Annotated in this window: 14 protein-coding genes; 6 read left to right on the top strand and 8 right to left on the bottom strand. The window is 62.6% G+C overall.

The features are described from left to right. The 3 genes from VOI29_RS15565 to VOI29_RS15555 form a co-directional block, all read right to left on the bottom strand. On the bottom strand, window positions 1-1,174 hold a 1,174-nt coding region (locus VOI29_RS15565), incomplete at its 3' end, for a Re/Si-specific NAD(P)(+) transhydrogenase subunit alpha (protein WP_323780509.1). A 138-nt stretch (window positions 1,175-1,312) separates the two neighbouring features. Then, window positions 1,313-1,762 carry a methyltransferase family protein gene (locus VOI29_RS15560; protein ID WP_323780506.1) on the bottom strand — a complete coding sequence of 150 codons (450 nt, stop codon included), beginning with the start codon at window positions 1,760-1,762 and terminating at the stop codon, window positions 1,313-1,315. Window positions 1,763-1,986: 224 nt separating this feature from the next. After that, window positions 1,987-2,940, bottom strand: a complete 954-nt coding sequence (locus VOI29_RS15555) for an MBL fold metallo-hydrolase (protein ID WP_323780504.1) — start codon at window positions 2,938-2,940, stop codon at window positions 1,987-1,989. Window positions 2,941-3,086: 146 nt separating this feature from the next. On the opposite strand from VOI29_RS15555, the gene VOI29_RS15550 reads away from it, so the two are divergent. From VOI29_RS15550 to kynA, 4 genes are all read left to right on the top strand, one after another. Further along, window positions 3,087-3,299 carry a hypothetical protein gene (locus VOI29_RS15550; RefSeq protein WP_323780501.1) on the top strand — a complete coding sequence of 71 codons (213 nt, stop codon included), beginning with the start codon at window positions 3,087-3,089 and terminating at the stop codon, window positions 3,297-3,299. Continuing rightward, window positions 3,299-3,670 (top strand): MmcQ/YjbR family DNA-binding protein, encoded by a 372-nt coding sequence (locus VOI29_RS15545; RefSeq protein ID WP_323780498.1) that lies wholly within the window; start codon window positions 3,299-3,301, stop codon window positions 3,668-3,670. The genes VOI29_RS15550 and VOI29_RS15545 overlap by 1 nt, the downstream gene beginning before the upstream one ends. Window positions 3,671-3,777: 107 nt before the next feature. Continuing rightward, entirely contained in the window at window positions 3,778-4,971 is a 1,194-nt protein-coding gene (gene kynU / locus VOI29_RS15540; protein WP_323780495.1) for a kynureninase, read from the top strand. 148 nt (window positions 4,972-5,119) lie between these two features. Next, window positions 5,120-5,953 carry a tryptophan 2,3-dioxygenase gene (gene kynA / locus VOI29_RS15535; protein ID WP_323780492.1) on the top strand — a complete coding sequence of 278 codons (834 nt, stop codon included), beginning with the start codon at window positions 5,120-5,122 and terminating at the stop codon, window positions 5,951-5,953. 34 nt (window positions 5,954-5,987) lie between these two features. Here the strand turns inward: kynA and VOI29_RS15530 are convergent, their stop codons facing one another. Continuing rightward, window positions 5,988-6,569, bottom strand: a complete 582-nt coding sequence (locus tag VOI29_RS15530) for a TetR/AcrR family transcriptional regulator (RefSeq protein ID WP_323780488.1) — start codon at window positions 6,567-6,569, stop codon at window positions 5,988-5,990. 94 nt (window positions 6,570-6,663) lie between these two features. On the opposite strand from VOI29_RS15530, the gene VOI29_RS15525 reads away from it, so the two are divergent. Both VOI29_RS15525 and VOI29_RS15520 read left to right on the top strand, forming a co-directional pair. Next, the gene (locus VOI29_RS15525; RefSeq protein ID WP_323780486.1) at window positions 6,664-7,128 is read left to right on the top strand and encodes a (2Fe-2S)-binding protein; all 465 of its coding nucleotides are present in this window, start codon (window positions 6,664-6,666) and stop codon (window positions 7,126-7,128) included. Between the two features lie 4 nt (window positions 7,129-7,132). Next, a complete protein-coding gene (locus VOI29_RS15520; protein WP_323780483.1) occupies window positions 7,133-9,373 on the top strand; it encodes a xanthine dehydrogenase family protein molybdopterin-binding subunit in 2,241 nt (746 codons plus the stop codon). Between the two features lie 45 nt (window positions 9,374-9,418). Here VOI29_RS15520 and VOI29_RS15515 read toward each other — a convergent pair whose 3' ends face one another. The 4 genes from VOI29_RS15515 to VOI29_RS15500 form a co-directional block, all read right to left on the bottom strand. Next, window positions 9,419-9,934: a GNAT family N-acetyltransferase gene (locus VOI29_RS15515; protein ID WP_323780480.1), complete on the bottom strand. Its 516-nt coding sequence runs from the start codon at window positions 9,932-9,934 to the stop codon at window positions 9,419-9,421. 11 nt (window positions 9,935-9,945) lie between these two features. Continuing rightward, entirely contained in the window at window positions 9,946-10,725 is a 780-nt protein-coding gene (locus VOI29_RS15510) for a gamma-glutamyl-gamma-aminobutyrate hydrolase family protein (protein ID WP_323780477.1), read from the bottom strand. 120 nt (window positions 10,726-10,845) lie between these two features. Then, complete coding sequence (locus tag VOI29_RS15505; RefSeq protein ID WP_323780474.1) at window positions 10,846-11,274, bottom strand: GlcG/HbpS family heme-binding protein; 429 nt, start codon at window positions 11,272-11,274, stop codon at window positions 10,846-10,848. Between the two features lie 113 nt (window positions 11,275-11,387). Beyond that, window positions 11,388-13,535: a malate synthase G gene (locus VOI29_RS15500; RefSeq protein WP_323780471.1), complete on the bottom strand. Its 2,148-nt coding sequence runs from the start codon at window positions 13,533-13,535 to the stop codon at window positions 11,388-11,390. Window positions 13,536-13,598 lie beyond the last annotated feature (63 nt).

Here is a 13,598-nt window from a genome sequence, read left to right as displayed (position 1 = left end):
GCACCACCTCCTTGGGCTTGGCCGCAATCGCCTGAACTTTCGGCGGCGGCGGCGGGAAGGTGATCTCGCCCTCAAAGGCCACGGTGGCGCCGCGGATCACGTCGTCTTCCATGTCGTGATTGACCAAACCGTCTTTTTCCGGCGTCAGGTCAGTCATCATGTGGCGGATGTTGGTGGCATAAAGCGTCGAGGCCTGCGCCGCCATCCGGCTGGGGAAATCGGTGTAGCCGATGATGGTGACGCCGTTGTCGGTCACGATCTTCTCATCCGCGACGGTCAGCTTGCAGTTGCCGCCCTTTTCCGCCGCCAGATCGACGATCACCGAGCCCGGCTTCATCGCCGCAACCATGTCCGCGGTCCACAGCTCGGGCGCTTCGCGGTTGGGGATCAGTGCAGTGGTGATGACGATGTCCATTTCCGGCGCCAGCTCGCGGAACTTGGCCAGCTGCGCTTCGCGGAATTCCGGCGAAGACACAGAGGCATAGCCGCCGGTGGCGGCGCCGTCCTGCTGTTCTTCCTCGAAATCGAGATAGACAAACTCGGCGCCCATCGATTCCACCTGCTCGGCCACTTCGGGCCGCACGTCGAAGGCATAGGTCACCGCGCCCAAGCTGGTCGAGGTGCCGATCGCGGCAAGCCCCGCGACGCCTGCGCCGACCACCAGCACTTTTGCGGGGGGCACCTTGCCCGCCGCGGTGATCTGGCCGGTGAAGAAACGGCCGAAGTTGTTGCCCGCCTCGATCACCGCGCGGTAGCCGGCGATATTGGCCATGGAGCTGAGCGCGTCCATCTTCTGCGCGCGGCTGATCCGCGGCACCATTTCCATCGCGATCACATTGGCGCCCTTGGCCTTGGCCGCGTCCATGCCCGCGTCATTGCCGGCCGGGTTGAAGAAGGAGATCAGCGTCTTGCCCTTGGTCAGCCGTTTCAGCTCAGTCTCATCCGGCTGGCGCACCTTGGCGACAATATCGCAGGCTTTCCAAAGCGCTGCCGGCGTCTTGATGATCTCGACCCCCGCCGCCGCATAGGCCGCATCGGAAAAGCCCGCCGCCGCACCGGCCCCCGCCTCGATCGCGCAAGAATACCCCAGCTTCTGCAACTGCGTCGCGGACTCCGGCGTCATTCCGACCCGGTTTTCACCCGCAAATGTTTCTTTTGGTGTCCCTATTTTCACCTTATGGGTCCCCCTCGTCTTGCCCGCGCCAGCAATGTTTGGGCACGGATCACAATGATTTTCTCTACTACGCGCAACATTGTTGCGCAAGGATTTTGCTGCACTGCCGCAAATTCATGCTGCAGCGCCGCGTTCCGGTCAGATCCAGCGGCGCACCTTCTTCCCGTAGCGGGCCCAGTCTGCCCGGAATGTCCGCCGCAGCCTGTCTTCCTCGGGAATGACAAACCGCTTTTCAAGCACCCATAGGAAGATGGGGATCAGCGGCAAAGACAGCACCGCATCAAACCGCAGCACCAGGCCCGCAAGGATCAGAACATCGCCCAGATAGATCGGGTTCCGGCTACGGCTGAAGATCCCGGATTGCACCAGCCGGCTGGGTGTCTGGTGCGGAATAACAGTGGTTTTCTGCCGCCGCATTTCAGTGATGGCGAGTATAGCCAGCAACAGGCCGCCGCCGAGCAGAGTGCCGCCCAGGAATTCAGCCCAGGTGCCCCCGAAAGAAAGCCCGAATGCGGCATGTGCGGACTGCAGCCAGGCCGCCAGAACAAAGCCCGCCAGCCAGACGGGCGGCACATCCAGCCAACGCATCACGCCCCGCCCGCTTGCAGAATATGTCCTGAAATCATGCACATTGCGGGCAATCTTTCCTTATCCGGCTTGGTCGTCCAGACCAGTTCAGCCGGGACCTTCAGAAAAGGACAAAATGCCCCCAATACTACGGAAACGACGAATCTATTCCGGCTTGCGGCATGATCCTGCATAAATTTGCCTGAAAGCCTACGTATATTTTTGTGTACTGAAGTAGGCGCGGTTTATTCCCATTCCATTTCTTCGAACACCCGGCCTGCGTTTTTGGTGGCAAGCTCTTCAAACGTGTCCAGCCCTTTCCAGCGTGCCTGATCCACATAGTAGGCGCTTGCGAGGTCTCCGCCCGCCTCGATATGGGCACCGATCTTGGCCCGCAGGTCCATTAGATAGTCGAGAGTGAACCGGCGCAACTGCGGCAAATTGGTCGGGTGGCCATGGCCCGGGATCACGTAGGCGGGCTCCAGCGGTTCCAGTTTGTCCTGCCAGGTGTCGATCCAGCATTTGGTGCAGGTGTGCGGAAAGACCGGCAGCATCCGCTCATGAAAGGCGATGTCGCCGGCAATCAGCATGTCCCAGGCAGGAATCCAGATCTGTATGTCGCCAGGATCATGCGCCGGTCCCAGATGCAATACCTGCATTTCCACCCCGCCCAGGCTAAGGTCATAACGGTCATCAAAGGACAGATTTGCATGTTCGACACGGGTATCCCCTGCGCGGTCCCCGTTGTAGCCGCGCATCCGCTGCAGGATCAGGTCGCTGTTTTCCTTTGTCTGCGCAATCGCCTCTGCATGGGCCAGCACATCGACGCCCTGATCGCGCCAATATCCGTTGCCAAGCATCGCGTGGCCCTGCCCGTTTTCGTTGATCACCAGAACCACCGGCTGGTCCGTTACCTGCTTGATTTCGTCGTGCAGGGCCCTGGCCAGCGCATCCGACGCGCCTGCATTCACCACCACCACGCCCTCAGAGGTCACGATGAAGGACAGATTGTTGTTATGGCCTGCATTCCCGTATGTGGGCGGTGCGGTGGCGCCGATGGCGGAAAACACGTGCGGAATGACCTCCACCGGCTTGGAATAGAGCTCGGACTGCGGGTATTGGTCAGCAATGTCCTCACTCGCGGGCGCGGGCAAGGGCATCAACAGGGCTGCGCAGACAGCAACGGCAAAGGCTTTCATCGGTTCTCTCCCTGGGTGTGATCTCCAACATTCACACATGTGAATATGACTGTAAACGCTGAGATTGTACGGCAAGACGGCACTGCGGGGTTGCCAGAGACCGTTGCCCGGTTAGGCTGGCCTGCAAACCAAGGAGGCTGGGGAGCATGATACGGCAGGGCAAACACGCACAGGCCACCGGCGGCGGCACCGGAAACCGGCTGGCAATTGCGCAAACCCTCGCAGCTGAAGGCGTGCAGATCGCGATTACCGGGCGCAGCAAAAAGGACGTGAGCGTCAAGTCAGGGGGCGTGCTGTGGCTGTCCGGGCCGGGACCGGTGAATGGCCAATGCACTGAGGTCACGGGCAGGCAAACCTGATGAACCGGGAGTCTTTCAACCGCTTTTGCGCCACTTTCCCTGCCGCCGAACACATTGTGCAATGGGGCAACTCGGACGTCTGGAAAGCAGGTGGCAAGCTGTTTGCGGTCTGCGGCTGGGCTGACGGCAGGGATGCCTTCACCTTCAAGGCAGGCGAAATTGCCTTTGAGGTGCTGCAGGAGCGCACCGGCGTCCGCCCCGCGCCCTATCTGGCATCGCGTGGCATGAAATGGCTGCAGCATTACGATGCGCCCGGGCTGACGGATGCGGAGTTGCGGGAGCAAATCACCATTTCCTACCAGCTGGTGACCGCGGGACTATCCAAACGCAAACGGGCCGAATTCGGCATTCCCGATCCGCCTCCCGGCTGAGCGGCGGGCTGAGGCAGGCTGCCAGGCACTGGACAGACGGGCCACGATACGGTAGCAAACCCCGAAAATATTTAAGCTTAAAATACCCAGCAGATGCGAGGGCGCCCATGACCGATTTTGCAGCAACCAAGGCGATGTTCGACCTGCCCGACGGGGTGATCTATCTGGACGGCAACTCGCTGGGTCCGCTGCCTCGTGCGGCCAGGGACCGCGTTGGCGCGATGATGCAGGACGAATGGGGCCAGATGCTGATCACTGGCTGGAACAAGGCCGGATGGATGGACAAGCCCAAGGCGCTGGGTGACCGCATCGGGCGGCTGATCGGCGCCGAGCCGGGCCATGTGGTGATGGGCGACACACTGTCGATCAAGGTCTACCAGGCCGTCGCCTCGGCGCTGGAGCTGAACCCGGGCCGCAAGGTGGTGCTGTCGGACAACGGCAACTTCCCCACCGATCTTTACATGGCCAGCGGGCTGCTGAAATCGCTGGGGCCGGACTATGAACTGCGGGTGGTCGATCCGGAGGCGGTGGAAGACAGCATTACCGAGGAAATCGCTGTGCTGATGATCACCGAGGTCGACTATCGCACCGGCCGCAAGCACGATATGAAAGCGCTGACGGAAAAAGCCCACGCAAACGGTGTTCTGACGGTCTGGGATCTGGCCCAGTCCGCTGGTGCCGTGCCGGTGGATCTGGCCGGCTGCAAGGCGGATTTCGCAGTGGGCTGCACTTACAAGTACCTCAATGGCGGCCCCGGCGCGCCGGCCTTCATCTATGTTGCGCCCCGCCACGCGGAAACCGCCCGCCCGGCGCTGTCCGGCTGGCTGGGCCATGAGGCGCCCTTTGCCTTTGATCTCGACTACCGCCCCGGCCATGGCATCGACAGGATGCGCGTCGGCACGCCGCCGGTGATCCAGCTGACCGCGCTGGAGGCGGCGATGGATATCTGGGACATGGCGGACATGGCATCCGTGCGCGCCAAATCCATCGAACTGTGCAACCTGTTCATTGCCGAAGTCGAGGAAAAATGCCCGCAGCTGGAGCTGGCCTCGCCGCGCGATCCCGCTTTCCGCGGCAGCCAGGTGTCGTTCAAGTTCGACGAGGGTTATGCCGCGATGCAGGCATTGGTCGCCCGCGGCGTGATCGGCGACTTCCGGGCCCCGGACATCATGCGGTTCGGCTTCACGCCGCTCTATATCGACGAGAATGACGTGCGCTCCGCGGCCGGGATCATCGCCGACGTCATGAACAACGTTCTGTGGGACCGCGCCGAATATAAAAAGCGCAGCGCCGTCACCTGATGCGCCTGACACGCACATACCGTGTCCCCCTATGCCGCCCGGCGGGCTGGGTCGCGCTATGGCGGCGCCTGGCCCAATGCGGCACCCTGAACCGGAGAAACCCTCCCTTTCCCTGAACCGTGATACACTTAGGAAAAGGAACACTTCGATGACAAAACCCTATGACCCCGCCGAAGACGGCGCCCAGATGTCATTTGACGGGCGCATGTCTTATGGTGACTACCTGTCGCTGGACATGCTGTTGAACGCGCAGAAGACATGGACCAACACCCATGACGAAATGCTGTTCATCATTCAGCACCAGACCTCTGAGCTGTGGATGCGGCTGGCCATTCACGAACTGACCGCGGCCCGCCAACGGCTGCTGGCCGGCAAGGCGCATCAGGCATTCAAGATGCTGGCCCGGGTGGCGCGGATCTTTGAGCAGCTGAACTCCGCCTGGGACGTGCTGCGCACCATGACGCCGTCGGATTATACCGCGTTCCGGGACGAGCTGGGCCAAAGCTCCGGCTTTCAATCGCACCAGTACCGGCAGATCGAGTTCATGCTGGGCAACCGCAACAAGGCGATGCTGCGCCCGCATTCGCACCGCCCCGATACCCTGGCGCTGCTGGAAGCCGAGCTGGCCCAGCCCTCGCTTTATGACGTGGCGCTGAAGGCCCTTGCGAAAAAATTCCCGTTGCCGGATGCCGTGCTGAACCGGGATGTCTCCGAAGCCTATGTGCCGCATGAGGCCGTGCAGGCCGCCTGGACCGAGGTGTACCGCGACACCGAAACCCATTGGGAGCTGTATGAACTGGCCGAGAAACTGGTGGATTTCGAAGATTACTTCCGCCGCTGGCGCTTCAACCACGTCACCACCGTGGAGCGCGTTATCGGCTTCAAGCGCGGCACCGGCGGCACCGGCGGCGTCAGCTATCTGAAACGGATGCTGGAGGTGGAGCTGTTCCCCGAGCTCTGGCACCTGCGCACCGAGCTTTGACCCAGGCAGCAGGCCGGAATGTCAGGCCCGGCCGTCAGCGCGGCGCCAGCCCGGCCCCGAACAGGGCTGCCAGCTGGCGCACACCTTCCTGGTAGGTCGGATAATCTCCGGCGGCCTGTTTGATGCCTTTGAGGGACGCGCAAATGGTCCAGGCAATCACTGCAGCATCGCCGTTCAGCGCTGCCTGCCCGGCCTCTGCCTGCTGCTGCAGCCAGGAGGCATAAACCCCGCGCAAAGCTTCCTCGCCTTCTTCGATCTGCGCGCCTGCCACGCTCTTGGTGATCTCAAACAGCTCCATCCCGTGCGGCGAGCCCAGCATCGATTCAATCGCTTCGCCGCCTTGCCCCTCGAATGCGGCCAGCAGGCGCTCAGCCATCGGCCCTTCCGACGCCAGCCCGGCCCGGACATTCTCCGCCGCATTGCCGTAGTACGCGGCGACAAGCGCCCGGAAGATCGCCTCCTTGTTCTTGAAATGCAGATAGAGCGCCGGGCGCGACATGCCCGCGCCCTTGGCGATGTCGTCCATCGAGGTTTTGCGGAACCCATAGGTGGAGAACGCTACCCAAGCGGCCCCCAGGATTGCCTGCTGTTTCGGATCAATGCCTGCCATGTTCATGAGTTTACTTCTGACATTGTTCGCCAAAAACGTCAATTGACACACTGACACTTATGGTTACATTTGTCATTACCGCATCAGAGGAAGGCACGCCATGTCCACCACGCTCCGCATCAATGGAAACTCCCATCAGGTGGATCTGCCTGACGATGTGCCTCTCCTGTGGGTGCTGCGCGATGAAGTCGGCCTCACCGGCACCAAATACGGCTGCGGCGTTGCGGCCTGCGGCGCCTGCACTGTGCACATCGATGGCGAGGCGGTGCGCTCCTGCCAAGTGGCGCTGTCGGATGTCTGGGGAGATATCAACACGATCGAGGGCCTCGGAACGCCTGATGCAATGGCGGCAATCCAGCAGGCCTGGGTGGCGCAACAGGTGGCGCAATGCGGCTACTGCCAGTCCGGCCAGATCATGCAGGCGGCCAGCCTGCTGGCAGCAAACCCGGCCCCATCAGACGCCGAGATTGACGAAGCGATGCAGGGCAACCTTTGCCGCTGCGGCACCTACCAGCGTATCCGGGCTGCCATCCATGCCGCGGCAAAACAGATGCAGGAGGCATAATTTCATGGCCAGCATCGGAAAAATCGCCCGCCGCAGCTTCCTGATCGGCTCAGCCGCCATTGTCGGCGGCGTGGCCTTTGGCGCCTATTACGTCAGCCGCCCAGCCCCCAACCCGCTGAAACCGGCGGAGGGTGAGGCTGCGCTGACCCCTTTTGTACTGATCGACCGGAAGGGCATCACCCTGTTTGCCCCGCGCGCCGAAATGGGCCAGGGCGTGAAGACCAGCTGGGCCGCGCTGATCGCGGAAGAGCTGGACGTGGAACTGGACCAGGTGCGGGTGCTGCACGGGCCGGCCGCCAAGGCTTATTACAACTCCGCCTTCATCGCGGATGCGCTGCCGGGCAAGGGCTATGACAGCGGCAACTTCAAACATTCCATCGGCGAAGCGCTGGGGCATCTCGGCAAAGTGCTGAACCTGCATGGCACCGGCGGCTCGACCTCGATGAAAGACGGGTTCAAGCGGATGCGGCATGCTGGCGCCACCGCCCGCGAGACGCTTAAACAGGCGGCGGCAGAACGGCTCGGCCTCAGCCGCGGCCAGCTCAGCACCGCCAAGGGTGCAGTGATTGCACCGGACGGAACCCTGATCCCCTACAGCGACCTCGCCATCGAGGCCGCCAAGCTGGACCCGGTGGAAGCGGACCTGCGCCCGAGCAATGAATGGCGGCTGATCGGAAAATCCCAACCCCGGCTCGACATGGTGGAGAAATCCACCGGCACTGCAGAATTCGGCATCGACGTGCGGCTGCCGGGGATGAAGTTTGCAGCGCTGCGGATGAACCCGCGCCAGGGCGGCGGCATGAAGCGCTTCGACGCCGCCGCAGCCGCCGCCATGCCCGGCGTGGAAAAGGTAATCGACATGGGCGCCGGCGTGGCGGTGGTTGCCAGCAATACATGGCTGGCCATGCAGGCCGTGGAGGCAATCGAAGTAGACTGGGGGAACGCCCCCTATCCGCCGGAAACCGACCAGATCTTCGCCCGCATTGCCGAGGCCTTTGACGACGCGCCAAATTCGGTTCTGCGCGACGACGGCGATGCCGACCAGTTGCCCGTGGGCGCAACGGAACTGACCGCGGACTATCAGGTGCCCTATCTGGCCCATGCCACCATGGAACCGATGAATGCGACCGCCCTCTTGGAGGGCGGCAAGCTGACCGTCTGGTGCGGCAATCAGATGCCGGCATTCACCCAGTCGAAATGCGCCGCCGAGGCAGGGCTGGACGCCGAGCAGGTCGACATCCGCACCACCTATCTGGGCGGCGGTTTCGGGCGGCGGGTCGAGTTCGACTATGCGGTGTTCGCCACCCGCGCCGCCAAGGCGATACCCGGCGTGCCGGTTCAGCTTACCTGGAGCCGCAAGGAAGATATGCAGCACGACATGTACCGCCCCGGCGCCATGGCCCGGATGCGCGGCGCGGTGAAAGATGGCACGGCGGTGCTGATGGACGGCAAGGTGGCCGCGGCCTCGCCCACCGAACAGGCAATGAAGCGGCTGGCGGATTTCACTCCCGCAGGCCCCGATAAGGTGCACGTCGAGGGGTTCTTCAACTCCCCTTATGCAATCCCGAATTACCGGATGGCCGGGCATATCTCCGACCTGCAGATCCCGGTCGGCTTCTGGCGGTCTGTCGGCAACAGCTTTAACGCCTTTTTCGTCGAAAGCTTCATTGATGAAATGGCCCATGCCGCCGGCACCGACCCGCTGGAGTTCCGCCTGGACCTGGCCCGCCGTGAATGGGAGCCGGCCGCAGGCGTGCTGGAGGCGGTCAAGGAGATGTCCGGCTGGACTGGCGCCACGCCCGATGGCGTGGGACGCGGCGTGGCCCTGTGCTACAGCTTTGGCACGCCGGTGGCCGAGGTGATCGAGGTTGCGGAGGAAAACGGCAGAATCCGCATCGTCAAGGCCTGGATTGCCTGCGACATGGGCCAGGTGATCGACCCGGAGATCGTCAAGGCCCAGATGTTCGGCGGCATGGCATACGGGCTGTCGGCGGCCTGCTTTGGCGAGATCACCTTTTCCGATGGCGCCGCCGAACAGGGCAACTTCCCTGACTACGACGCCCTTCGCATGCATACGATGCCCAAGACCGTGGTGAAGGTGCTGGAAACCCAGGCCCATATGGGCGGCGCAGGTGAGCCCGGCACCCCGCCAGCCGCGCCGGCGTTGGCAAACGCGCTGTTTGACCTTTCCGGCAAACGCGCGCGCCACCTGCCCCTGATGCATGAATTTGACCTGATGGTCTGAAACGGTTTGCAGCCCGCCCCGCGGGGCGGGCCGCAGGGTCTTCGCCTAGTCCAGAATCTTGACCATCCGGTAGTTGTGAATTTTCACACCGCCGCGCACAAATTCGCAACGCTTGTCCAAGGCAAACCCCGCACGTTCGAAAAAGCCGCGCGCCGCTTCGCTGGCCTCGACATACAACAGCCTGATTCCCTGGCGCAGCGCAGCCTCTTCCAGTTTTCCGTAAAGCATCGCAGCAACGCCCTGCCCGGCTGCACGGGGATGGCAGAACAGCATGTCGATATGGCCGTCCGCCTCAAGATCGATGAAAGCCACCGGCACGTCTTCGCCATCTGCCGCCACCCATACCGCCCGGCCATCGGACAGCTTCTGCAGGATCGCGTCACTTGGCGGTGTCTTTGGGCACCATGCGCTGATTTGCGCAGGAGAATATACCCGGCTGGCAATACCATGAACAGCGGATGAGATAACATCCGCCAGCGCCGCTGCATCACTTGCCTTGAATTGCCTTATAGCGCAGGAAAACGGCCTGCCGGCAGCCTCCCGCCTCGCACAAACTGCCATACACAAACCTTTTAAGCTGACCTCTGCAATCCGGCCCGCGCCGCGCCGGCAGCCCAGGCCCTGACCGCATCGCCGAACGCCTCGAACAGCGGCCGCGACACCGGATCGCTGGCCGCGTCCCATTCCGGGTGCCACTGCACTGACATGGTAAAGCCCGGCGCATCCTTGATATAAGCCGCTTCAGGCGTGCCATCGGGCGCCTGCCCGTCAACCACCACCCGCGCGCCCGGGCGCTTGATCCCCTGGCCGTGCAATGTGTTGGTCATCACCTCTTCGGCTCCGAACAGCCGGTGGAACACGCCGCCGGGAGTGAACCTGACCATATGGCGCAGGGCGAATTTCTCCTCCAGCGTGCCATCCGGCGGCATCCGGTGGTTCATCCGCCCAGGCAGGTCGCGGATTTCCGGGTGCAGCGTGCCGCCCATCGCCACATTGACCTCCTGGAAACCGCGGCAGATTCCCAGGAACGGCTGGCCGCGATCAACACAGGCTCGTATCAGCGGCAGGGTGATCGCATCGCGCGCCCGGTCAAAGGCACCATGCGCTTCGGTCTCGGCCTCGCCGTACTCATGCGGGTGCACATTCGGGCGCCCGCCGGTGAGCAGAAACCCGTCAAAACTCTCCAGCAGCTCGTCCACCGTGACAAATCGCGGATCTGACGGGATCATCAGCGGCATGCAACCCGCCACTTCGGCGATCGCCTCGGAGTTCATGGTTCCGCCCGCGTGGACAGGATACTGATCGTTGATCAGGTAGGAATTTCCGATGATGCCAACTTTGGGCCGGGCCATAGTCCGCTCTTCTTTTGCTGTGTGAAGAAAAACTTAGCTCCCTGCGGCCGACACTTCAACGGGGAACACGGCGCAACAGACTGTTCAGCCGCGCACAACGCTGCGGAATACCCTTGCGATTCAGATCTCCCCCTGCAAACCTGCGGCCTCGATGCCAGCCATTGCGGCAATCGCATCGTTATCCGAGGTGTCGCCTGTGACACCCACGGCCCCGATCACGGCACCCTCACTGTCCCTCACCAGAACTCCGCCCGGCACCGGCACAACCTGGCCGCCATAGACACCGTTCACCGCCGCCATGAAATAGGCCTGTGCTTCTGCCCGGGCCATCTGCGCCGTGCCCGCCATGCCCAGCATCACCGCGCCATAGGCCTTGCCCTGCGCAATCGCAAACCGGCCCGGCGCCGCGCCATCCTCGCGTTCGAACGCCTGCACATGGCCGCCTGCGTCCAGCACAACCACCGACAGCGGTTTCAGCCGCAATGCGCGGCCGCTTTCCAGCGCCTTGCAGATGATCGTGCGGGCCTGATCCAGTGATATCCCTGACATTGGCGTACTTCCTCCCGTTACCTGACGTCACAAAAGGAAAAAGGAGGCCAAAAGGCCCCCTTTGACTACCCCTAATTGCGGGGAAACTGTTTCATGCGGTCAGTTTGCCGCGGTCAGCCGGCAACTTCCTGCGCCTTCAACTCCAGACGGCGGGCATGCAGCACCGGCTCGGTATAGCCCGATGGCTGCACCCGGCCCTTCAACACCAGATCGCAGGCCGCCTGGAAGGCGATGCTGTCATAGCCCGGCGCCATCGAACGGTACGTGTTGTCGCCGCGGTTCTGCTCATCCACAACCTTGGCCATCTTGCGAAGGCTGCCCATCACCTCCTCTTTGGAAACAACGCCGTGATGCAGCCAGTTGGCAATGTGCTGGGCGGAAATCCGGCAGGTGGCGCGGTCTTCCATCAGGCCGACGTCATTGATGTCCGGCACCTTGGAGCAGCCCACCCCCTGATCGACCCAGCGCACCACGTAACCCAGGATGCCCTGCGCGTTGTTGTCCACCTCGCGTGCGATCTGCTGCGGCGTCCATTTGCGGTAGGTGGCCAGCGGAATTTCCAGAATCCCATCCACATGGGCGCGGCGGCCGCCTGCTTTGAGCCGTTTCTGCACCGCAAACACATCCACCTTGTGGTAATGCAGCGCATGCAGGGTGGCGGCGGTCGGGCTTGGCACCCAGGCGCAGTTGGCACCGGATTTCGGATGCTCGATCTTCTGCTCCAGCATCGCCGCCATCATGTCCGGCATCGCCCACATGCCCTTGCCGGTCTGCGCCTTGCCGCTCAGGCCGCATTCCAGCCCGATATCCACGTTCAGGTTCTCATAGGCGCCGATCCAGCCCTTGCGTTTGATGAAGTCCTTGCGGGAGAAAGGCCCCGCCTCCATCGAGGTGTGGATCTCGTCCCCGGTGCGATCCAGGAAACCGGTATTGATGAAGGCCACCCGGTGCTTGGCCGCGCGGATGCATTCCTTGAGGTTGACCGAAGTGCGGCGCTCCTCATCCATGATGCCGATCTTCACGGTGTGGCGCGGCAGGCCCAGGATATCCTCGGCCTTGCCGAAGATCCGGTCGGTAAAAGCGACTTCCTCCGGCCCATGCATCTTGGGCTTCACCACGTAGACAGAACCTTGGGCCGAGTTGCCGCCCTCGCGATTCAAGTCGTGCTTGGCGATCATCACGGTGATCAGCGCGTCCAGCAGCCCTTCATAGGCCTCGTTGCCATCCTGATCCAGCACCGCCGGGTTGGTCATCAGATGGCCCACATTGCGCACCCACAGCACCGCCCGGCCTTTTACGGACATCGCAGAGCCATCCGGCGCAGTGAAGCCGAAATCCGGGTTCAGACGGCGGGTAATGCTCTTGCCGCCCTTGTCCAGCTTCGCCTCCAGATCGCCCTTCATCAGCCCCAGCCAGTTGGAATAGGCCTGCACTTTATCCTCGGCATCAACGCAAGCCACCGAGTCCTCGCAATCCATGATTGCAGACATCGCGCTTTCCAGCCGCACGTCCGCCAGCCCCGCCTGATCGCGCGCCCCGATCGCATGGGCGCGGTCAAAAACCAGCTCCACATGCAAGCCATTGTTACGCAAGAGAACCGCCTCCGGCGCCTTCGGGTTGCCGCGGTAGCCTGCGAATTTCTCCGGCTGCGCCAGCGGCAGGTCGTCGACCAGCAGCTGCCCGTCTTGCACGTAATAGCGGCGCACATCGGCGTGGCTGGCACCATCGACCGGAAAAGCCTCGTCCAGGAACACCCGCGCCCGCGCCACAACCCGCGCGCCGCGGCCCTTGTCGTAACCGCCCTTGGGCGCCGGCGTGCCCATTGCATCGGTGCCGTAGAAAGCATCATACAGGCTGCCCCAGCGCGCGTTCGCGGCGTTCAGCGCATAGCGGGCATTGGTGATCGGCACCACCAGCTGCGGCCCCGGCACCGATGCGATCTCAGGGTCCACGTTCTGCGTTTCGATCTCAAAATCGCCGCCTTCGGGCAGCAGATAGCCGATGTTTGCCAGGAACGCCTTATAGGCCTCATGGTCATGCGGCTTGTCCCGGTTGGCGATATGCCAGGCATCAATTTCCGCCTGCATCTTTTCCCGTTTCTCCAGCAGCGCGCGGTTTTCCGCCCCGAAGCCGTTCACCAATGCCGCCAGGCCTTTCCAGAACGTCTCCGCCTCGACACCGGTGCCGGGCAACGCCTGCTTTTCGATGAAGTCCGCCAGTTCCAGCGCAACCTGAATTCCCTGCTTTTCGACCCGGCTCATGACTTGCTCCTTTGGACGGTACACCACTGTATGCTGCTTCATAACTAGGGGAGAAGTTTCCGA

The sequence above is a fragment of the Leisingera sp. genome (assembly GCF_034669605.1).
Lineage (GTDB): Bacteria > Pseudomonadota > Alphaproteobacteria > Rhodobacterales > Rhodobacteraceae > Leisingera.
Note: the sequence above shows the minus strand (reverse complement) of the source record. Positions and strands in the feature narration are given on the sequence as shown.